General features: G+C 71.4%; 17 protein-coding genes and 1 pseudogene. 12 read left to right on the plus strand and 6 right to left on the minus strand.

Annotated elements, in window-relative coordinates; all coding sequences use genetic code 11:
* Positions 1-50: 50 nt before the first annotated feature.
* The 4 genes from ACFZBP_RS33110 to ACFZBP_RS33125 all read right to left on the minus strand — a co-directional run bounded on the left by ACFZBP_RS33110 (position 51) and on the right by ACFZBP_RS33125 (position 1,991).
* Positions 51-320, minus strand: a complete 270-nt coding sequence (locus tag ACFZBP_RS33110; RefSeq protein ID WP_391418607.1) for a hypothetical protein — start codon at positions 318-320, stop codon at positions 51-53.
* A gap of 180 nt (positions 321-500) precedes the next feature.
* A complete protein-coding gene (locus tag ACFZBP_RS33115) occupies positions 501-728 on the minus strand; it encodes a DUF3107 domain-containing protein (protein ID WP_062668721.1) in 228 nt (75 codons plus the stop codon).
* A 155-nt stretch (positions 729-883) separates the two neighbouring features.
* The gene (locus ACFZBP_RS33120; protein WP_095749057.1) at positions 884-1,525 is read right to left on the minus strand and encodes a TetR/AcrR family transcriptional regulator; all 642 of its coding nucleotides are present in this window, start codon (positions 1,523-1,525) and stop codon (positions 884-886) included.
* 241 nt (positions 1,526-1,766) lie between these two features.
* Entirely contained in the window at positions 1,767-1,991 is a 225-nt protein-coding gene (locus ACFZBP_RS33125) for a hypothetical protein (RefSeq protein ID WP_383451595.1), read from the minus strand.
* A gap of 285 nt (positions 1,992-2,276) precedes the next feature.
* On the opposite strand from ACFZBP_RS33125, the gene ACFZBP_RS33130 reads away from it, so the two are divergent.
* The 12 genes and pseudogenes from ACFZBP_RS33130 to moeZ all read left to right on the plus strand — a co-directional run bounded on the left by ACFZBP_RS33130 (position 2,277) and on the right by moeZ (position 17,287).
* A complete protein-coding gene (locus ACFZBP_RS33130; protein WP_391418610.1) occupies positions 2,277-3,353 on the plus strand; it encodes an alpha/beta fold hydrolase in 1,077 nt (358 codons plus the stop codon).
* Positions 3,354-3,361: 8 nt separating this feature from the next.
* Entirely contained in the window at positions 3,362-5,020 is a 1,659-nt protein-coding gene (locus tag ACFZBP_RS33135; protein WP_391418613.1) for a DUF3152 domain-containing protein, read from the plus strand.
* Between the two features lie 56 nt (positions 5,021-5,076).
* Positions 5,077-5,169, plus strand: a complete 93-nt coding sequence (locus ACFZBP_RS33140; RefSeq protein ID WP_323377644.1) for an Ms4533A family Cys-rich leader peptide — start codon at positions 5,077-5,079, stop codon at positions 5,167-5,169.
* 295 nt (positions 5,170-5,464) lie between these two features.
* Positions 5,465-7,182 (plus strand): annotated as a pseudogene (locus ACFZBP_RS33145) (ABC transporter substrate-binding protein).
* A gap of 4 nt (positions 7,183-7,186) precedes the next feature.
* Positions 7,187-8,173, plus strand: coding sequence for an ABC transporter permease subunit (locus ACFZBP_RS33150; RefSeq protein WP_391418617.1), 987 nt, complete (start codon positions 7,187-7,189; stop codon positions 8,171-8,173).
* A 41-nt stretch (positions 8,174-8,214) separates the two neighbouring features.
* Complete coding sequence (locus tag ACFZBP_RS33155; protein WP_391418620.1) at positions 8,215-9,213, plus strand: ABC transporter permease subunit; 999 nt, start codon at positions 8,215-8,217, stop codon at positions 9,211-9,213.
* The gene (locus ACFZBP_RS33160) at positions 9,210-10,811 is read left to right on the plus strand and encodes a dipeptide ABC transporter ATP-binding protein (protein ID WP_383451607.1); all 1,602 of its coding nucleotides are present in this window, start codon (positions 9,210-9,212) and stop codon (positions 10,809-10,811) included. Before ACFZBP_RS33155 ends, ACFZBP_RS33160 begins: the two co-directional genes overlap by 4 nt.
* Positions 10,812-11,062: 251 nt before the next feature.
* Positions 11,063-12,754, plus strand: a complete 1,692-nt coding sequence (locus tag ACFZBP_RS33165; protein WP_391419086.1) for a glycosyltransferase — start codon at positions 11,063-11,065, stop codon at positions 12,752-12,754.
* Positions 12,751-14,112, plus strand: coding sequence for a hypothetical protein (locus tag ACFZBP_RS33170; protein WP_391418623.1), 1,362 nt, complete (start codon positions 12,751-12,753; stop codon positions 14,110-14,112). Before ACFZBP_RS33165 ends, ACFZBP_RS33170 begins: the two co-directional genes overlap by 4 nt.
* Before the next feature lie 158 nt (positions 14,113-14,270).
* Positions 14,271-15,281: an NAD-dependent epimerase/dehydratase family protein gene (locus ACFZBP_RS33175; protein ID WP_383451613.1), complete on the plus strand. Its 1,011-nt coding sequence runs from the start codon at positions 14,271-14,273 to the stop codon at positions 15,279-15,281.
* Positions 15,269-16,045, plus strand: a complete 777-nt coding sequence (locus ACFZBP_RS33180) for a spherulation-specific family 4 protein (protein WP_391418626.1) — start codon at positions 15,269-15,271, stop codon at positions 16,043-16,045. The genes ACFZBP_RS33175 and ACFZBP_RS33180 overlap by 13 nt, the downstream gene beginning before the upstream one ends.
* 63 nt (positions 16,046-16,108) lie before the next feature.
* Positions 16,109-17,287, plus strand: coding sequence for an adenylyltransferase/sulfurtransferase MoeZ (gene moeZ, locus ACFZBP_RS33185; RefSeq protein WP_383451617.1), 1,179 nt, complete (start codon positions 16,109-16,111; stop codon positions 17,285-17,287).
* A 137-nt stretch (positions 17,288-17,424) separates the two neighbouring features.
* On the opposite strand, the gene ACFZBP_RS33190 is transcribed toward moeZ, so the two are convergent.
* Together ACFZBP_RS33190 and ACFZBP_RS33195 are read right to left on the minus strand one after the other, a co-directional pair.
* Positions 17,425-18,972, minus strand: coding sequence for an alpha/beta fold hydrolase (locus ACFZBP_RS33190; RefSeq protein WP_391418630.1), 1,548 nt, complete (start codon positions 18,970-18,972; stop codon positions 17,425-17,427).
* A 132-nt stretch (positions 18,973-19,104) separates the two neighbouring features.
* Entirely contained in the window at positions 19,105-20,655 is a 1,551-nt protein-coding gene (locus ACFZBP_RS33195; RefSeq protein ID WP_391418633.1) for an alpha/beta fold hydrolase, read from the minus strand.
* Positions 20,656-20,689 lie beyond the last annotated feature (34 nt).

The raw sequence follows: 20,689 nt of genomic DNA on the forward strand, positions 1-20,689 counted from the left end.
GAGCAGAGGCCGGGGGCGTCAGTCGTCCGGCGGCCGGTCGTCGTCGGGGGTCACGCGGTCGCTGAGTGGCGGCGGAGTCTTCCCGCCGGGCGGACCAGCAGGGAGAGGGAGGCGGCGGAGACGGTTGCCGCGCCGAGGAGGATCACGAAGAGGTTGGCGAAGTCGAGTGCGGTGTGGGTGAGGAAGGCGCCGAAGAGGGCGCCGGCCACGCCGGTCGGCAGGACCAGGGAACGGGTGGGCAGGCGGTGCGGCAGGCGGTGGGCGGCGGCCCATGCCAGGGCCAGGCCGAGGATCGCGGAGCTGAGCGCTTCCAAGAGCATGCTGGGGTCCCTCCCACATGGCCGACCTGCTCGAAACGGTCGTAGCCCGTCATACCCCTGACCTGCGGAATGCAATCCTCCTCTGTGAGAGGGCTGTGCTCCGTTCGTGAAGGAACGCGGGAGGGGCCCGGCGACCGTGGTCACCGGGCCCCTCCCGTCCTGCTTGTCGCCGACGCGCTGTTACAGCGCGCCGAAGCCCACCTTGCGCGGAGCCGGCTCACCGAGCTCCACGTACGCGAGGCGGTCGGCCGGGACCAGGACCTTGCGGCCGTGCTCGTCCACGAGGCTCAGCAGCTGCGACTTGCCGGCGAGCGCCTCGGACACCGCCCGCTCCACGTCCTCGGCACTCTGACCGCTCTCCAGAACGATCTCGCGGGGCGCGTGCTGCACGCCGATCTTGACCTCCACGGCTTTGTCCCTCCGACGGTCAGTGAAGTGCGCGACCTTCCGCGCCGTACCCAGCACACATTAGCCCGGTGAGGGGACGTTCACGCTCCGCCCAAGAACGCCAGGAGCGAACAGCGGACGGGAACAAACGCCCGGCACGCGTGCGTGCCGTCGCCTCAGTGGTGGTCGGTGCCGTGCAGGGGGAAGCCCGCGATGCCGCGCCAGGCCAGGGACGTCAGCAGCTGCACCGCCTGGTCGCGGGGCACGCTGCGGTCGCTGTGCAGCCAGGAGCGGGCCACCACCTGGGCGAGGCCGCCGAGGCCGGAGGCGAGCAGCATCGACTCCGCGCGGGAGAGCCCGGTGTCCTCGGCGATGACGTCGCAGATCGCCTCGGCGCACTCGTTCGTGACCTTGTCGACGCGCTCGCGCACGGCCGGCTCGTTGGTCAGGTCCGATTCGAAGACCAGCCGGAAGGCGCCGCCGTCGTCCTCGACGTAGGCGAAGTACGCGTCCATCGTCGCCCGGACGCGCTGCTTGTTGTCGGTCGTCGAGGCGAGCGCGTTGCGTACCGCCTGGATCAGTGACTCGCAGTGCTGGTCCAGCAGAGCGAGATAGAGGTCGAGCTTGCCCGGGAAGTGCTGGTAGAGCACCGGCTTGCTGACGCCGGCGCGCTCGGCGATGTCGTCCATCGCGGCAGCGTGGTATCCCTGCGCGACGAAAACCTCCTGGGCGGCGCCCAGAAGCTGGTTCCGTCGGGCACGGCGCGGCAGGCGAGTGCCCCGCGGGCGCGCCGCCTCTGTCTGCTCGATGGCTGTCACGCCGCCTCCCAATGTCGTCCACATGCGGTGTGCGCCGCGTCGTCATCGTACTTTTCGGTAACCCCGGTGTGCGCGGTACGAGCGCAGAATTTCACGGACCGGACGGTGGCGAAAGTCGCACAGAAGGTTTGAAACCCGGTCGGAACGGGCAAGAAGTGGCCTCTCTCCTGCTCAGCGGCACTCTCTTCCGTGCCCTGCTGTACCCGCGTTCGCACTCAGCGGCCCCCTGTGCCGCTCCGCGTCACCGGTAGTCGTCCTCGTCGATGGAGACGACGCGCGCCTGCTCGATCAGATCGGCCTCGTTGGCCCGGTCCTGGTTCGCGCCGGTCAGCCGGTCGTCGCGGTCGGGCCTGACGTCGGCATGCTGCTCGGCGGCGTCGGCCGCGGGGGCCTCGACGTCGAACTCCTCGTCCTGCTCGGTGTCCTCGACCGCGAAGGTCTCGGGGTCGCTGGGATCGACGGCCATGGCGGGCTCCCTTCCTAGAACGCCCCCGTGGGGCACGGCGTCCCTGGGTGAAGCAGGGGTCCACATCCGGGTGCCCTGCGTACGAGCCTAGGAGACACCGGATCCGGACGCTATGCGATCCGCGGGGGATCTGTGGGCGATTCGGGCGTGCTCGGGGTGGCTTCCGTGGACTTCTGCGCTCGTGGTGCGGGTGCCCGGTTTCCCGGGGAGAAAGCTGCCATGTACGTGTCGACTTGTGACGGCGAACACATGAACCACTGCGTGATCATCTCGTAACATTGCCGCATGTCTTCGACCGAGCTCCCTTCAGCGCCGGCCGCCAATGTGCTCCCCAAGGTGGCGACCGTCAGGGTCGCGGAGGGCGAGCGGCTGCGCTCGGTCGGGCTGCCGGGGATCACGCTGACGGTGCGGTCGAGGCCGCCCGCGCGCGAGGGCCTGCCGCCCGCGCTGTACGTCCATGGACTCGGTGGTTCCTCGCAGAACTGGTCGGCGCTGATGGAACTGCTCGACGGCGACGTCGACTGCGAGGCGGTGGACCTGCCGGGCTTCGGCGACTCGCCGCCACCGGACGACGGCGACTACTCGGTCACCGCGCACGCGCGCGCGGTGATCCGCTATCTCGACGCCTCCGACCGGGGTCCCGTACACCTCTTCGGCAACTCGCTCGGCGGCGCCGTCACCACGCGCGTCGCCGCCGTACGCCCCGACCTGGTCCGTACGCTCACACTCGTGTCGCCCGCCCTGCCCGAGATCCGCGTCCAGCGCAGCGCCGTGCCCACGGCCCTGCTCGCGGTGCCCGGCGTGACGACGCTGTTCACCCGGTTCACCCGGCAGTGGACGGCGGAGCAGCGGGTCCGCGGCGTGCTGCACCTCTGCTACGGCGACCCCGCGCGCGTGTCGCCGGAAGGATTCACCAACGCCGTCGAGGAGATGGAACGGCGGCTGCGGCTGCCGTACTTCTGGGACGCCCTGACCCGTTCCGCGCGCGGGCTGGTCAACGCCTACACGCTGGGCGGCCAGCACGCGCTGTGGCGTCAGGCCGAGCGGGTGCTGGCGCCGACGCTGCTCATCTACGGCGGCCGCGACCAGCTCGTGGGCTACCGCATGTGCCGCAGGGCCGCCCGCAGCTTCCGCGACTCCCGTCTGCTGGGCCTGCCGGAGGCCGGGCACGTGGCGATGATGGAGTATCCAGAGGTCGTCGCCCGGGCGTTCCGCGAACTTCTGGCGGAGTCGGGGGAGTCGGAGGAGGCGCGGGAGGCGGCGGGAGAGCCCACGGCCGAGAGCCCTGCTCGGGGCCGGGCCCGGGGCAAGGAGGCCGCCGCGGGCCAGGGCGAGGCCGTGACCGAGAACGCGGGGAGCTGAGGCGGGACGTGGGACGCCACAGCCGCCGCGGGCCCGCCGCCAAGCCCAAGAGCGACACCGCGGACACGACGGCACGACAGGACGTCCGGGGGGACTCCAGGGGAGATTCCCGGGGGGTACCGCCGCAGACCGGTGAAGGTCGGCGGGGGCCCTCCGCGCCGGGCCCGGGGCAGAGCGGTTGGCCGCAGTCGGGCGGGCCGGGTGGTCGCCGGGTGCCGGGGCCACCGCCTCCTCGGCAGGGGATGCCGGGCAGTGGGGCACCGACGTACGGCGGGCGGGGTTTTCCCGACGGCACGCCGGCGCAGGGGGTGCCGCGGCTGCCTGACGGTACGCCCGCGCACGGCTTCCCGAGGTTCCCCGACGGCACGCCGGCGCACGGAGTGCCGCGGCTGCCGGACGGCACTCCTGCCCAGGGTTTTCCGAGGTTCCCCGACGGCACCCCGGCCCAGGGTGTCCCGAGGCTGCCCGACGGCACGCCCGCGCACGGCACCCCACGGGCCCGTGGCGGCCACCCCCAGCAGCGTGAACCCGGGGGCGGCTGGGGCGAGTTGAGGGGCCGTACCGGGGCCGCGTACGGCGCTCCCGCGGGCGCAGGCGCGCCGCCCGCGACCGGCGTTCCGCTGCCGCGCCCCCGACGCGCGTCGCCGTCCGAGGGGCCCCGGCAGGAGTACCTGGAGGCCTTCGAGGCGGACGTCGACGTCTTCGCGCCCCGCACGGCCGAGACCGCGCACGCGGCCGACCCGTACGGCTCCGTCACCGACTGGGACACCCGGTCCGGTGCCGGCGGCGGCGTCGCGGACGACGCCGGGACGGACGTGGACGACGGCGCTCCGCCGACCGGCGAGCCCGTGGCGGCCAAGGGCGGCAAGGGCCGGACGTTCTCCGGTATCGCGGCCGCCGCCGTCGTCACCGTGCTGGCCGTCGTCGTCGCCGGTCAGGTCGCCAAGGGGCGGGACGACGGCGACGTGCAGTCGCAGTCCGCCGCGGACCAGGCGCGGGACGACCGCGACTCGGCCTCGCGCGGGGACGGGCGGCCGACGCCGTCGGGTTCGCCGAGTGTGGCCCCGTTGACGTACGAGCAGAAGATGGGCAGGACGTACGCGCTGAGCGCCACGCTCAAGGGATCGGGGAAGTTCGAGGCGATCCAGGGCGTCGACAAGGCGCCTGGCAAGGGGCAGAAGTTCACCTATCGCGTGGACGTGGAGGAGGGGCTCGGGCTCGACGGCGAGCTCTTCGCCGAGGCCGTGCAGAAGACGCTCAACGACGACCGGAGTTGGGCCCACAACGGCGCCCGTACCTTCGAGCGCATCTACTCCGGCAAGCCGGACTTCGTGATCACGCTGGCCAGTCCGGGGACGACGGCCGACTGGTGTGACAAGTCCGGTCTGGACACCACCGTCGACAACGTGTCGTGCGACTCCGCCGCCACCGAGCGCGTCATGATCAATGCGTACAGATGGGCGCAGGGGTCGGAGACGTTCGGTGACCGGATCCACGAGTACCGGCAGATGCTGATCAACCACGAGGTCGGCCACCGGCTCGGCTACCCCCATGTGACCTGCGACAAGGACGGCGAGCTCGCCCCGGTCATGCAGCAGCAGACCAAGTTCCTCGACCACGACGGAATCCACTGCCGGCCCAACCCCTGGGCCTACCCCGGCAGTTGACGGATGACTCATATGTCACATTGACATGTGCAGCGAGTTCATCCATATTGCTGCACATGTCGACCCGTCACACCTCCTCTCGCGCCGCCATCGAGCTGGCGCTCATCGGTGTGACCGCTCTGTGCGTGGCCGACATTCACTGTCGCTGACGTTCGCCCCCGGGCGTGCGCGTCGCGATCTCCTCTTCACTCCGGTGAGTCTCTGACGGGTTTCCGGGCCCGTGGCTCGCGCGTGGAACCTGGCTCGCGCATGGACCTCCGACGGCCCGATCTGTCAGCCCGATCCGTCGGCCCGATCCGTTGCCTGACGTGACGGCCCGATCCGTCTGCCTGACCTGACGGCCGATGATCCGACGCCCTGGGGCGGACGTCTGCTCGTATCCGTCTCACTCCGCGTCATTTCGTCTCGTTATTCGAGACTCGTCATTTCGAGAGGTCGTCTCCGATGCGTCAATCGTCCGTCATAGCGCGCCGCGTGGCCGCGGCATCCGTCAGCCTGGTCGTGGCAGCGGGGGCCGCCGCCTGCGGGCCTGAGGACAACGATGCCAAGAGTGCCGGTGGCGACTCCACGCCCCACAAGGGCGGCACGCTCACGGTCCTGAACTCCGAGCCGCAGCAGGACTTCGACCCCGCCCGCCTGTACACCTCAGGCGGCGGAAACGTCCCTTCCTTGGTCTTCCGTACGCTCACCACCCGCAATCGCGAGAACGGCGAGGCCGGCGCCAAGGTCGTCCCCGACCTCGCCACCGACACCGGGCGCCCGAACAAGGACGCCACCGTGTGGACGTACACCCTCAAGGAAGGCCTCAGGTACGAGGACGGCACCGCGATCACCGCGGCCGACATCAAGTACGGCATCGAGCGCTCCTTCGCGCCCGAACTGTCCGGCGGCGCGCCCTACCTGAGGGACTGGCTGGTCGGCGCGGCCGACTACCAGGGGCCGTACAAGGACAAGAAGGGCCTGACGGCGATCGAGACGCCGGACGCGCGGACCATCGTCTTCCATCTGAACAAGCCCGAGGGCGAGTTCCCGTACCTGGCGACGCAGACGCAGTTCGCGCCCGTGCCGAAGGCCAAGGACACCGGTACGAAGTACGAGGAGCACCCCGTCTCGTCCGGGCCGTACAAGGTCGTCAGCAACGACAACGACGGCGAACGGCTCGTCCTGGAGCGCAACACGCACTGGTCGGCCTCGACCGACGCCGAGCGCAAGGCCTACCCGGACAAGATCGACGTACGGTCCGGGCTCGACTCGTCCGTGATCAACCAGCGGCTGTCCGCGTCCCAGGGCGCGGACGCGGCGGCGGTCACCACGGACACCAACCTCGGTCCCGCCGAACTCGCCAAGGTGACCGGCGACAAGGACCTTGCCGCTCGCGTCGGCACCGGACACTTCGGCTACACCAACTACATCGCGTTCAACCCGAGGATCAAGCCGTTCGACAACGTCAAGGTACGTCAGGCGATCTCGTACGCCATCGACCGCTCGTCCGTCGTCAACGCCGCCGGCGGATCCGCGCTGGCCGAGCCCGCCACCACCTTCCTGCCGAACCAGAAGTCCTTCGGCTACGAGCCCTACGACCTGTTCCCGGCCGGCGAGGCGGGCAACGCCGCGAAGGCCAAGGACTGCTGAAGGAGGCCGGCTACGCGAACGGGCTCACCGTCACGCTGACGCATTCCAACAGCAAGGACTTCGAGACCAGCCCGGAGATCGCGACCGCGATCCAGGACGCGCTCAAGAAGGCCGGCATCACCGTCAAGCTCCAGGGCCTGGAGGAGAACGACTACAAGGACAAGATCCACAGCGTGAAGACCGAGCCAGGGTTCTTCCTCGCGCACTGGGGTGCCGACTGGCCCTCGGGCGGTCCCTTCCTCGCCCCGATCTTCGACGGCCGGCAGATCGTCAAGGACGGCGCGAACTTCAACACGGGCCTGCTCGATGACAAGTCGGTCAATGCCGAGATTGACGCGATCAACAAGTTGACCGACCTTGACGCCGCCGCCAAGAGGTGGGGTGCACTGGACAAGAAGATCGGCGAGCGGGCGCTGACCGTGCCGCTGTTCCACCCCGTCTACAAGCGGCTGTACGGCGAAGCCGTCAAGAACGTCGTGATCAGCGACTGGACCGGTGTGCTGGACATCTCCCAGGTCGCGGTGAAGTAGCGCCGTGAGTGAGGCAGTTCTCGCCGTCGAGACTCCCGGGGCGTCCGCTCCGGGGGCCTCGGGGGCACGTCAGTTCTGGCGGCGGCTGCGGACCCAGCGCGCCGCCCTCGTCGCGGCCGTCGTCGTCGCGCTGCTCGTCCTGGTCGCGCTCGCCGCGCCGCTGCTCACCGCGATCGAGGGCCAGGACCCGACCACGTACCACCCGTCCCTGGTGGACTCCGCGCGCGGCGGCGTGCCCATCGGGTCGTTCGGCGGGGTGAGCGCCGAGCACTGGCTCGGCGTGGAACCGCAGACCGGACGTGACCTGTTCGCACGGCTCGTGTACGGCGCCCGGGTCTCCCTCGGGGTCGCGCTGGCGGCGACCGTCGTCCAGGTCGTCATCGGCGTCGCGGTGGGCGTCGCGGCCGCGCTCGGGAACCGATGGGTTGATCAACTGTTGAGCCGGTTCACCGACGTCATCGTGGGCATGCCGCTGATGATCATGTCGTTGGCGCTGCTCGCGATCGTGCCGCCGAGCTTCCCGCGGCCCGTGCTGGTCGCCCTCGTCATCGGGCTGATCGCATGGGGCAACATCGCGAAGATCGTGCGCGCCCAGACGCTCACCCTGAAGGAGCTGGACTACGTCTCCGCGGCCCGGCTCAGCGGCTGGGGTTCTTGGCGCATCGCCCGCCGGGAGCTGCTGCCCGGCATCGCCGCGCCGGTCATCACGTACGCGGCGCTGCTCGTCCCGACCAACATCACCGTCGAGGCCGCCCTGTCCTTCCTCGGCGTCGGCGTCAAGCCCCCAACGCCGTCCTGGGGACAGATGCTGACCGCCGCCGACGTCTGGTACCAGGCGGCCCCGCAGTACCTGCTGCTGCCCGCCGGAGCGCTCTTCGTGACCGTCCTCGCGCTGACCGTCCTCGGCGACGGCGTGCGCACGGCGCTCGACCCGCGCGCGGCGTCCCGGCTGCGCGTCGGCACGGGCCGCAAGAGGGAGGCCAAGGCATGAAGGGGCAAAGCGTGAAAGGCCAAGGCCTGAGAGGGCGAGGCATGAGCGGCTTCGGAGGGTTCGCCCTGCGCCGCCTCGTCGGCGCCGTCGTCACCCTGTTCGCCATCTCGGTGATCGTCTACGTCGTCTTCTACGTCACCCCCGGCAACGTCGCCCAGATCACGTGCGGCCCGCGCTGCTCGCCCGCCCAGGTGCAGCAGGTGACGGAGCAACTGCATCTCGGCGACCCGCTGTACGTGCGTTACCGGCACTTCCTGGAAGGCCTCGTCGTCGGCCAGGACTACTCGACCGGCACGTCCGTACAGCACTGCTCGGCGCCGTGCCTCGGGCTGTCCTACCAGAGCGACCAGCAGGTCACCGCGCTGATCCTGGCGAAGCTACCGGTCAGCCTGTCGCTCGTGCTCGGGGCGATGGTGCTCTGGCTCATCCTGGGTGTCGGCACCGGCGTCCTGTCCGCGTGGCGGCGCGGCCGCCTCACCGAACGGCTGCTGACCGGCATCACGCTCGCGGGCGTGGCCACGCCGGTCTTCGTCATCGGTCTGGTCCTGATGATCGTGGTCTGCGGACAGCTGCAGTTGCTGCCGTTCCCGCAGTACGTCGCCTTCACCGACGACCCCGAACAGTGGGCCTGGAACCTGCTGCTGCCCTGGCTGTCGCTCGCCCTGATCGAGGCCGCCGCCTTCGCCCGGCTGACCCGGGCGGCGATGCTGGAGACGCTGGCCGAGGACCACATCCGGACCTTCCGGGCGTACGGCGTCGGCGAGCGGTCGGTCATCGGCCGGCACGCGCTGCGCGGGGCGTTCGCGCCGGTCATCGCGCTCAACGCCAACAACTTCGGCAGCGCGGTCGGCGGCGCCGTGCTCACCGAGACGCTGTTCGGGCTGCCCGGCATCGGTCAGGAACTGGTCCATGCGGTCAATGTGGTCGACCTTCCGGTCGTCGTCGGCATGGTCCTGGTCATCGGTTTCTTCGTGGTCGTCGCCAATGTCGTCGCGGACGTCCTGTACGCGGTGGCCGACCGACGGGTGGTGCTCGCATGAGTCTGGTCAACGTCAGCGGCCTGACGGTCGGGTTCGGGGCCCTGCGCGCGGTCGACGGCCTCTCCTTCCGACTGGAACAGGGCGCTGCCCTCGCCCTCGTCGGCGAGTCGGGCTCCGGCAAGTCCACCGTCGCCTCCGCGCTGCTCGGTCTGCACCGGGGCACGGGCGCACGGGTCGCAGGTGCGATCGAGGTCGCCGGCGTCGACGTCCAGGAGGCGTCGGACGCGGCGCTGCGGCGGCTGCGCGGCGCGAAGGCCGCGATGGTCTTCCAGGACCCGCTGTCGTCCCTCGACCCGTACTACGCGATCGGCGACCAGATCGCCGAGGTGTACCGCGTGCACACGCGTGTGTCGCGGCGGGCGGCACGCGCGCGTGCGGTGGAGGTGCTGGACCGGGTCGGTATCCCGGACGCGCCGCGGAGATCCCGTTCGCGCCCGCACGAGTTCAGCGGCGGCATGCGCCAACGCGCCCTCATCGCCATGGCGCTGGCCTGCGAGCCCGATCTGCTGATCGCCGACGAGCCGACGACCGCCCTCGACGTGACCGTCCAGGCCCAGATCCTCGACCTGCTGCACACGTTGCGCGAGGAGACCGGCATGGGGCTGCTCCTCGTCACGCACGACGTGGGCGTGGCCGCGGAGAGCGTCGACGAGGTGCTGGTGATGCGGCACGGCCGGGCGGTGGAACTCGGGCCGGTCGACACGGTCCTCGGATCGCCCGCACAGCCCTACACCCGCGAGCTGCTCGGCGCGGTCCCGCGTGTGGACGCGCCGCGCGTCTCCGCCGACGTCAGCGAGGAGGCGCCCGAGGTCGTCCTGGAGGCGACCGGTCTCCGGCGTGAGTTCGGACGCGGGAAACGGGCGTTCACGGCCGTGGACGACGTGTCGCTGACGATCCACCGCGGCGAGACCCTCGGGGTCGTGGGGGAGAGCGGTAGCGGCAAGACCACCCTGGGGCGCATGCTGGTCGGGCTGCTGGAGCCGACGGCGGGGCGGATACGTTACGACGGCAGCGCGCGCGTGGGCCTTCGTCCCGCGGTGCAGATGGTCTTCCAGGACCCCGTCTCCTCCCTCAACCCCCGCCGCAGCGTGGGCGAGTCGATCGCCGACCCGCTCCGCGCGCGTGGCGAGTCGGACGAGGGGCGCGTCCGGGGGCGCGTACGGGAACTGCTGGAGCGCGTGGGACTCGAAGCGGCGCACCACGACCGCTACCCGCACGAGTTCAGCGGCGGTCAGCGCCAGCGCGTCGGCATCGCGCGGGCGCTCGCCGCCGACCCGCGCGTCATCGTCTGCGACGAGCCCGTCTCCGCGCTGGACGTCACCACCCAGGCCCAGGTCGTGGCCCTGCTGGGCGAGTTGCAACGCGAACTCGGGCTCGCGCTCGTCTTCGTCGCGCACGACCTCGCCGTCGTACGGCAGGTCAGCGACCGGGTCGCGGTGATGCGGGCGGGACGGATCGTCGAGGAGGGGCCGGCCGACGAGGTGTACGACAACCCGCGGGACCCGTACACCAAGCAGCTCCTGGCCGCCGTACCCGCACTCGACCCGCGGATCGCGGCCCAGCGGCGGTCCGCGCGACGGGAGTTGGCCACCCTGTGACCGTCCGGGCCGTCCAGGAGTGACGATGCGTGCGCGTTTGATCTCCTAGCGCGACGGAACGCGACCTGCACGGGAAAGTTACGACCGTTCACCCCTTTTGGTGGCGCGATGGACAACCGTCCGTCGCGCCACCGCCTTGTCCGCATACGTTCGTCCCGCTGTGAGCCGCCGGGGGAACGGCGGCTCCCCTTAGGGAGATCGGGGGTGTGCTCGTGCGCATCGGACTGATTGCGGAGGGTGGCTATCCGTATATGAGCGGTGACGCCAGGCTCTGGTGCGACCGGCTCGTGCGCGGGCTCGGACAGCACGAGTTCGACGTCTACGCGCTCAGCCGCAGCGAGCGCCAGGAGGACGAGGGCTGGGTCCCGCTGCCACCGCAGGTCAGCCGCGTGCGTACGGCACCGCTGTGGACGGCCGAGGACGACGGCGTGGCGTACGGCCGACGAGCGCGCCGACGGTTCGCCGAGTGCTACGGCGAGCTGGTGGGCGCCCTCTGCGCGGGGGGCGCCGTGGAGGAGCCGGGGGCCGCCGCAGACGCATCCGGAGCCTCCGAGCACGCGTCGGCCACTGAGGCGGACCGTTTCGGCAACGCGCTGTACGGGCTCGCCGAACTCGCCCGTGACGAGGGTGGCTTGGTGGGAGCGCTCCGCTCCGAGGTCGCCGTACGCGCCCTTGAGCGCGCCTGCCGGGCGCGGGGTGCCCTGCGCCCGGCGCGCGAGGCCCGCGTACCCGACCTGCTCACCGTCGCCGCGCATCTGGAACGCGCCCTGCGCCCCCTCTCGCTCGACTGGTACGAGGACGAAGGCCTGGGCTCGGTCGACCTCTGCCACGCCACATCCGGCGGCGCCGCTGCCCTGCCCGGCCTGCTCGCCCACCACTTCAGCGGCGTACCCCTGCTGCTGACCGAGTACGGCGTCCGCCTGCGCACCCACTACCTCGCCGCCCCCGACGCCTCGCCCGCCGTACGCTCCCTGCTCGCCGCCCTGCACGGCAGGCTCGCCGCCGAGGCCTACGCGCGGGCCGCCCTCATCACGCCCGGCAACGGCCACGCCCGCCGCTGGCAGGAGCGCTGCGGCGCCGACCGCGCGAAGCTGCGCACGGTCTACCCCGGCATGGACGCCTCCCGTTTCGCGGAGGTCGGCGAGGCCCCTGAGTGCGCGGACCCGGATTCGCTGGTCTGGGTCGGCCGTATCGAACCGGCCAAGGACATCGTGTCGCTGCTTCACGCCTTCGCCGAGGTACGCAAGGAGGAGCCCAAGACCCGCCTGCGGATCGTCGGCAGCCCGTCGGGCGCCGAGGGCGACGCCTACCTCGGTCATTGCAGGGCGTTGGCCGCGCAGCTCTTCCCCGACGAGGCCGAGGGCCCGCACACCGTCGGCGACAATCCAGTCTCCTTCGAGGAGATCGGCGGCCCGGAGCTCCCCAGCCTCGCCGACGCGTACGCCTCGGGCGCCGTGGCCGTCCTGTCCAGCGTCGTCGAGGGCTTCCCGATCGGCCTGGTCGAGGCCATGTTCAGCGGGCGCGCGACGGTGTCCACCGACGTCGGCGCGGTGGTGGAGGTCATCGGCGGCACCGGTCTCGTCGTCCCGCCGCGCAATCCGCGGGCGCTCGCCGAGGCCTGTGTGGCGCTGTTGCGCGACCCGGAGCGCCGCGAGCGGCTGGGCGCCGCCGCACGCGCGCGTGCGCTCGAACTGTTCACCGTCGAGCAGAACGTCGCGGCGTTTCACGGCATTTACCTGGAGATCGTCTCGCGCACGCCGGTCCGCCGTCTCGTTCTGGACGAGGCCGGGGACCCCCTGCCCTTCGCCGTCCCCGCCGAAGCCCATGTCCCCGGCCGCTGGACCGGGCACACCGCACGCGTGGTGGCCCGCGGCGGCCCGCCCCGACCGCCGGGAAGCCCCGTACGCGCCACCGCGCTGCCCGCGACGGAGGGAGCGCGATGAGCGGCGGCCTGGGCGGACTGGACGGCCCCGGGGCCCCGACCAGCCCAGGGGCCTGGGACGAGCGTTCGGAGGAATGGCTCACGGCGGAGGGGGGCGCCCTGGAGACGGCGGAGCGGAACGTCCCGGAGACGTCGGAGGGAGACGGCCCGGGAACGCTGGACGGGAACGGCCGGAAGACGGTGGACGGAAACGGCCGGAAACCTGCCGTCGGCTCGCGTCCCGCCACGGTCGAGGCACCGACCTCCACCTTCACCACGGGCCCCCGCCCCGCCCCCACCCGCCGCACCGGAGCGGACCCCGTGAAGGCGCTGATGCACCGTCATCGCGCCCTGTGCGAGCGCGCGGTGGACCCCCTGGAGATCGCCGCCGGCCTTGAGGCCCACGGCATCACCGACCGCACCGCGTCACGCTTCCTGCACCGGGACGTCTTCTCCCTCGCCGAGGAGATGTACGCCCGCGTACCCCGTGACGCCGACGCGCCCCCCAGCCCTCCGCCCCCCGACGCTCCCCGCGCACGCGCCGACTGGATCCTCCTCAGCCTCCTCCCCGGAGCCCTCTGCGCGGCGGTCGTGATCGCCCTGCACCTCACCCACGGCCGGTCCCGCCTGATCGCTGCCGCCGCAGGAGCCCTCGCCGTGGCCCTCGCCCTGCGCGCGGCCCTGGCCCGAGGCCCCCTCGCCGGCAAGGACCGCAGACAGCCCTGCGCCACCCGCATCACCTGGCTCGTCGCCTACGCCCTCCTCGGCGACGGACTCCTCCAGGCAGCCGCCGCCGGCGGCCCCGACGCCCTCCCGACCGGCGCGGCCCACAGCCCCTGGCCCTTCACCACCGCCCCCGTCCTGGCCCTCACCCTCTCCTGCGCCCCCGCGGCATGGTGCGCCCACCTCCTCGCCGTACGAGCCCGTCGCAAACTCTCGTCCAGCCGGGCCCTTGAGGAGTTCGCGACCTCCGCGAAGCCCCTGCTCCTGGGCACCCTCGCCCTCTACCTCGGCGCGCTGGCGGCCCTGCTGACCCTGACCACCACCGTCCTGGACGAGCCCCTCGCCCACCCCCAGACCCTCACCCTGGGCGGCCTCCTGTTCCTCGCCCGCCTCCTCACCACGCACGGCTTCACCCACGCGCCCGCCCTCGTCCTCACCGCCGCGGCCTCGGCCGAGGCCACGGCCCTGGCCGCCCTCTTCGCGGCCCGCCTCCCCGGTTGCGCCTGGCTGGCCACCCCCGTCGAGACCCTCGTCGACACCTGGGGCCCGGCCGCCATCCCCACCGCCGCCTGCGGCACGGCCGCCCTGACCCTCCTGCTGCACGCGACCCGCACCCTCACGAGGGCCTCGGCACACGCGACACGGGACCAGCCGTGAACCCCCGCCGAGCGGCACCGGCCGCAGCGCACCACACCAGCCGCCACCCCACAACCGGAGGCATCACCACCCCAACCCCTCCGTCTGAGACCCCCTGAAGGAGAACCCCAAATGATCACCTCCCGACCCGACCACCGCTCGGCCCCGGGAGCCGCCCGATGAGAGTTCTGCTGATCGGAGCCAACGGCTACCTCGGGCGCTTCGTGGCCGACCGTCTCCTCGCCGACCCCGCCGTCCAGCTCACCGCCCTCGGTCGCGGTGACGACGCCGACGTCCGCTTCGACCTCGCGTCCGGCAGCCCCGGTGCCCTCACCCGCTTCCTCGACGCGGTCCACCCCGGCGTCGTCATCAACTGCGCCGGTGCCACCAGAGGCGGCGCCCGCGAACTCACCCGCCACAACACGGTCGCCGTCGCCACCGTCTGCGAGGCCCTGCGGCGCAGCGGGTGCGGCGCCCGCCTCGTGCAGATCGGCTGCGGCGCCGAGTACGGCCCGAGCCAGCCCGGCTCCTCCACGGCCGAGGACGCCGTCCCCCGCCCCGGCGGCCCGTACGGCGTCAGCAAACTCGCCGCCACCGAACTGGTCCTGGGCTCCGGCCTGGACGCCGTGGTCCTGCGGGTCTTCTCACCCGCCGGCCCCGGCACCCCGGCGGGCTCGCCCCTCGGCCGACTCGCCGAGGCCATGCGCCGCGCCATGCAGTCGGGCGACGGCGAGCTCAAACTCACCGGCCTCGGCGCCCAACGCGACTTCGTCGACGTCCGCGACGTCGCCCGCGCCGTCCACGCCGCCTCGCTGTCCGCCGCACAGGGCGTCATCAACATCGGCTCGGGCCGCGCGGTCCGCCTCCGCGACGCCGCCGCCGTCCTCGCCCGCGTGGCCGGCTACGGCGGCGCCCTTCACGAACTCGACGGCCCGCCCGGCCCGTTGCGCCCGTCCATCGGCCACCCCCGTGCCGACTCGGACCACGCGATGCACGTGACGCACGCGGTCCACGCCGCGCACGTCGGCGCGGGCCAGTCCGCCCCGGTCGTGTACCCGTACCCGGACGGCTGCGGCAGCTGGCAGCAGGCCGACGTGCGCACCGCACGCGACCGGCTCGGCTGGCGCCCCCGGATCAACCTGGAGGAGTCTCTGGGCGACATCTGGATGGAGGCGGCATGCCGTATCTGACCGGCACCACGCCGATCACGGCGAACACGAACCTCCGCACCGGCCTCGGCGTCCCCGGCTACGCCCACCCCCTGCTCGCCCCGGCCGAGTGGGGCGAACTCACCCGGCCCGGCACCCCCGTGCACTGGGTCGTCCTCAACGTCGCCGACGGCCCCGGAGCCCGCCCCGACCCGCACTGCCTGCAAGCCGCCGGCATGCTCCACAACGCGGGCGTCCGCGTCCTCGGCCACCTGGACACGGCCCACCTGGACGCCGCCCGCCTCGACACGGCAGGTGGCGCCCGCGCCTTCGGCGAGGTGATCTCCGAGGCCCAGCGCTATCTCGACTGGTATCGGGTCGACGGATTCTTCCTGGACCGCTGCCCGACCGAGCGGGCCGCTCTGCCCGAGGTCCGCCGCACGGTCACCACGCTGCGCGCGCTGCGTGACGAGGCCCACATCGTCCTGGGCCACGGCAGCCACCCCCACCCGGGCTACGCCGAGTGCGCCGACCAACTGGTCACCTTCCGCGGCTCGTGGAGCGACTACCGCTGGTCGCAGGTTGCCGAGTGGACGGCCGACTACCCGCCCGACCGCTTCTGCCACTTCGTCCACGGGGTGCCCCTCGGCCACCTCGACGAGGCACTGCGCATCGCCCGCTGGCAGGGCGCCGCCACCGTCTGGTTCACCGACCGCACGGACCGCGGACGCATCGACCCCTGGGAGGCCATGCCCGGCTACTGGGACGAAATCGTCTCGCGGATCGGAACAGGTGTCTCGGAATGAAAAAGGCCATGGCACTGTTACGGAGAGAACAACCGTAGTGATCGACCGACCAACGGAGTCCCCGTGTCGCTGCCACCCCTGGTCGAGCCCGCTTCCGAGCTCACCGTAGACGAGGTCCGCAGGTACTCCCGCCACCTGATCATCCCCGACGTCGGGATGGACGGGCAGAAGCGGCTGAAGAACGCCAAGGTGCTCTGTGTGGGCGCCGGCGGCCTGGGCTCGCCGGCGCTGATGTACCTGGCCGCGGCCGGCGTCGGCACGCTCGGCATCGTGGAGTTCGACGAGGTCGACGAGTCGAACCTCCAGCGTCAGATCATCCACAGCCAGGCCGACATCGGCCGCTCCAAGGCCGAGTCCGCGCGCGACTCCGTCCTCGGCATCAACCCGTACGTGAACGTGATCCTTCACGAGGAGCGGCTCGAGGCCGACAACGTGATGGACATCTTCAGCCAGTACGACCTGATCGTCGACGGCACGGACAACTTCGCGACCCGCTACCTGGTCAACGACGCCTGTGTGCTGCTGAACAAGCCGTACGTGTGGGGCTCGATCTACCGCTTCGACGGCCAGGCCTCCGTCTTCTGGTCCGAGCACGGCCCCTGCTACCGCTGCCTCTACCCGGAGCCCCCGCCGCCGGGCATGGTCCCCTCCTGCGCCGAGGGCGGCGTCCTGGGCGTGCTGTGCGCGTCCATCGGCTCCATCCAGGTCACCGAGGCCATCAAGGTCCTCACCGGCACCGGTGAGCCGCTGGTCGGCCGCCTGATGATCTACGACGCCCTGGAGATGCAGTACCGCCAGGTCAAGGTCCGCAAGGACCCGAACTGCGCGGTCTGCGGCGAGAACCCGACCGTCACCGAGCTCATCGACTACGAGGCCTTCTGCGGCGTCGTCTCCGAGGAGGCCCAGGAGGCGGCCGCCGGCTCGACGATCACTCCCAAGCAGCTCAAGGAGTGGATCGACGACGGCGAGAACATCGAGATCATCGACGTCCGCGAGATCAACGAGTACGAGATCGTCTCGATCCCCGGCGCCCGGCTGATCCCGAAGAACGAGTTCCTCATGGGCACCGCCCTGGAAGGCCTCCCGCAGGACAAGAAGATCGTCCTGCATTGCAAGACGGGTGTCCGCAGTGCGGAAGTCCTCGCGGTCCTGAAGTCGGCGGGCTTCGCTGACGCCGTGCACGTCGGTGGCGGCGTGATCGGCTGGGTCAACCAGATCGAGCCCGACAAGCCGGTCTACTGACATCCGGTCCGCTGACCCAAGTCGGTCCGCTGACGACCCGAGTCGGTCCGCCGAGCGGGCCGACTCGCCGGTAAGACGTACCTGGCTCCCACGGCGGGGGTTTCGAGTGCCACGGGTGCTCGAAGCCCCCGCCGTCGTCATGAGCAGACCTTGCCGTCCTCGGGCACGGTCCCCTCCAGCAGATACGCGTTCACCGCGGAGTCCACGCAGTCGCTCCCCTTGCCGTACGCGCTGTGGCCCTCGCCCTTCCAGGTGAGCACCACACCGACGCCCTTGCCCAGTTCGTCCGCCATCCTCCGGGTGCCCTCGTAGGGCGTCGCCGGGTCGCCGGTGTTGCCGACCAGCAGGATCGGTGCCGCACCCGGCGCGCTCACCTCCGGGGTGTCGTACTGCCCGGCCACCGGCCAGTCGTGACACCAGCCGGCCGTGTCCCAGCCCAGCATGGGTCCGAACACGGGCGAGACCTTCTCGAACCTCGGCAGCAGCTTCTTCGTCTCCTCGGCCGTCGGCCGCTGCTTCTCGTCCAGGCACGATATGACCCGTTGCGAGTGGGACCCCGTGCCGTAGCGGCCCGACGGGTCGCGGTCGTTGTAGTCGTCGGCGAGCGCCAGGAGTTCCGAGCCGTCGCCCTGCTCGGCCGACTCCAGGGCGCTGGTCAGGGCCGGCCATCGCGACTCGCTGTACAGCGGCTGGATCATGCCTATGAGCGCGAGCGTCTCCGTGAGCTTGCGCTCGGACGACGTCGGCAGCGGGCTCGCGTCGATCCGCTTCAGCAGGTTCACGATCTTCCGGGTGCCCTCCTCGGCGCCCTGGCCGGTGGACCGGAGGTAGTTGTTCAGAGCGCGCTGGAAGCCCCTGGCCTGGTTCTCGGCGTGTCCTGCGGAGTCGGCGCCGGGGTCGGCGACCGCGTCCAGGATCAGCCGCCCGACGTTCTTCGGGAACAAGTGGGCGTAGACACCGCCGAGTTCGGTGCCGTAGGAGATGCCGAAGTAGTGCGTCTTCCGGTCGCCGAGTACCTGTCGCATCAGGTCCATGTCGCGGGCGGTGTCGGTGGTCGACACATGGGCCATGAGGGGGCCCGCGGACTTCTCACAGCCCTTGCCGAAGGCAGCGGCGTCCCGGAAGTACGCCGATTCCTCGGCCGGGGTGTCCGGTGTGAAGTCCACGGACTCGGAGGCCTGGATCTCCTTGTCGCCGCGGCAGCGCACGCCCTCACTGGCGCCCACTCCGCGCGGGTCCCAGCTCACCAGGTCGTACCGCTTGCCCAGTTCGGACGCGGTGGAGGCGTACCACGACAGGGTGGAAACCCCTGAGCTGCCGGGGCCGCCGAAGTTGAAGAGCAGCGAGCCGATGCGGTCGTCGCCGGTGGCCTTGGCGCGGATCAACGCGAGGTCGATCGTCCTGCCCTTCGGTTCGGACCAGTCCAGCGGCGTCTTCAGCGTCGTGCACTGCCACTCGTCGCCCGGCGCGGGGGAGTCGTCGGTGGCCTCGCAGCGCCCCCAGTCGAGTTTCTGCGAGGTCAGTGACGACGGCAGTGCGTCCACCGACCCGTCGGAGGACGCCGACGAGCCGTTACCGCCCGTCTCCCCCTCGGCATCCGTGCTGTCCGACGAGCCGCCGCTGCAGCCCGTGGCCAACAGGGCGGCGGCCGCCGTCAGGGCCGTCCACCGTACGAAACGCGCCATCTCACTTCCCCCCTCGCAGGCCGTCCGCACCGTGCCGCGGATGGCGGTCTGGCCATAGTAGGCGGATCACGAAAAGACCGTCGGCGCCTGTGGATAACTCGCTGACCTGCACTTTTCGGTGCTTGGTCGATCTCAGGAGCAGACCGTGCCGGTCGCCGGCACCTTCCCGTCCAGCAGGTATCCGTTCACCGCGTCCTGCACGCACTTGTTCTTGCTGTTGTAGGCCCCGTGCCCCTGACCCTTGTACGTCAGCTCCACACCCACCCCCGCACCCAGCGCCTCCACCATCCGCTGCGCGCCCTCGTACGGCGTGGCCGGGTCGCCGGTGTTCCCCACCACGAGGATCGGTGCCGCGCCGGGCGCGCTGACGTCCGGATGCTCGGCGGCGCCCGGCACGGCCCAGTCGGTGCAGCTGAGCAGGGACCAGGCGAAGGCGTCGCCGAACAGCGGAGAGGCGGCCCGGAACGCGGGCAGCCTCCGCTCGACGTCCCGCGGGGTGTACCGCGACTTGTCGTCGGCGCAGTTGATCGAGATGTTGGCGGCGGTGATGTTGCTGTACTCACCGTTCTCGCTGCGCCCGTTCAGCGAGTCGGAGAGCAGCATCAGGATCCTGCCGTCGCCGTCGTACGCCTGCTCGAGACCCTCGGTGAGGTACTGCCAGAGGTCCTTCGAGTACAGCGCCTGCGCGATGCCGTTGGTCGCCGCGCTCTGCGTCAGATCACGCGGGAAGACGCCCTGGATCGGCTTGCTGTCGAGGTCCTTCAGCAGCTTCGCGATGCGGGCCTTGACGTCCTGGGCGGTGTCGCCGATCGGGCAGTCCTCGGTCTTGGAGGTGCAGTCCTCGGCGAAGTTGTCGAGCGCGAGCTGAAAGCCCTTGACCTGCCCGAATGTGCCCTGTTCGGAGTTCAGTGTCGGGTCGACCACCGCGTCGAAGACCGCGCGGCCCACGTTCTGCGGGAACAGGTGGGCGTAGACGCCGCCGAGTTCGGTGCCGTAGGAGATGCCGAAGTAGTACAGCTTGTCGTCGCCGAGTACCTGTCGCATCAGGTCCATGTCGCGGGCCGCGTCGGTGGTGCGCACATGCGGGAGCATCTTTTCGGAGTTCTCCTCGCAGGCGTCGTTGAACTCCTTGGTGCTGTCCAGCAGTTCGGTCCGCTCGGCGGCGTCGTCCGGCGTGGTGTCCTGCTGGAAGAAGGCGTCGAGCTGCTGGTCGTTCTCGCACAGCACGGGCGAGCTGCGGCCGACCCCGCGCGGGTCGAAGCTCACCAGGTCGTAGCGGGTGCGCAGCTTCTCGTAGGCGTCGCCGAAGGAGGGCAGTGTGGTGACGCCCGAGAGGCCGGGGCCGCCGAAGTTGAAGATCAGCGAGCCGATCCGCCTGTTCTCGTCGCCGCTGGTCCTCGCCCGGATCAGCTCGATGCCGATCGTGGCGCCCTTGGGGTCCTCCCAGTCGCGGGGCGCCTTCATCGTGGCGCACTGCCATGACCCGCCGTCCGGCAGAGGCGACGGACTGCCCGCGCCGCCCTGTGCCTGGGACGGGGCCGGACAGGCCTTCCAGCTCAGTTCCTGGGCCGTCAGGTCCCTGTCCTCGTCCCCGGAGTCGTCGCCGCATCCCGCCAGCAAGGAGGACAGCAGCAGAGCGGCGGCGGTCAGGGCAGCGGCACGCGTCCGGGGCGGGTTCGGCATGGTCCCATCCTGGGGTCGTACGGGGTGGGGCGCT

This window comes from Streptomyces sp. NPDC008086 (genome assembly GCF_042957325.1).
Lineage (GTDB): Bacteria > Actinomycetota > Actinomycetes > Streptomycetales > Streptomycetaceae > Streptomyces.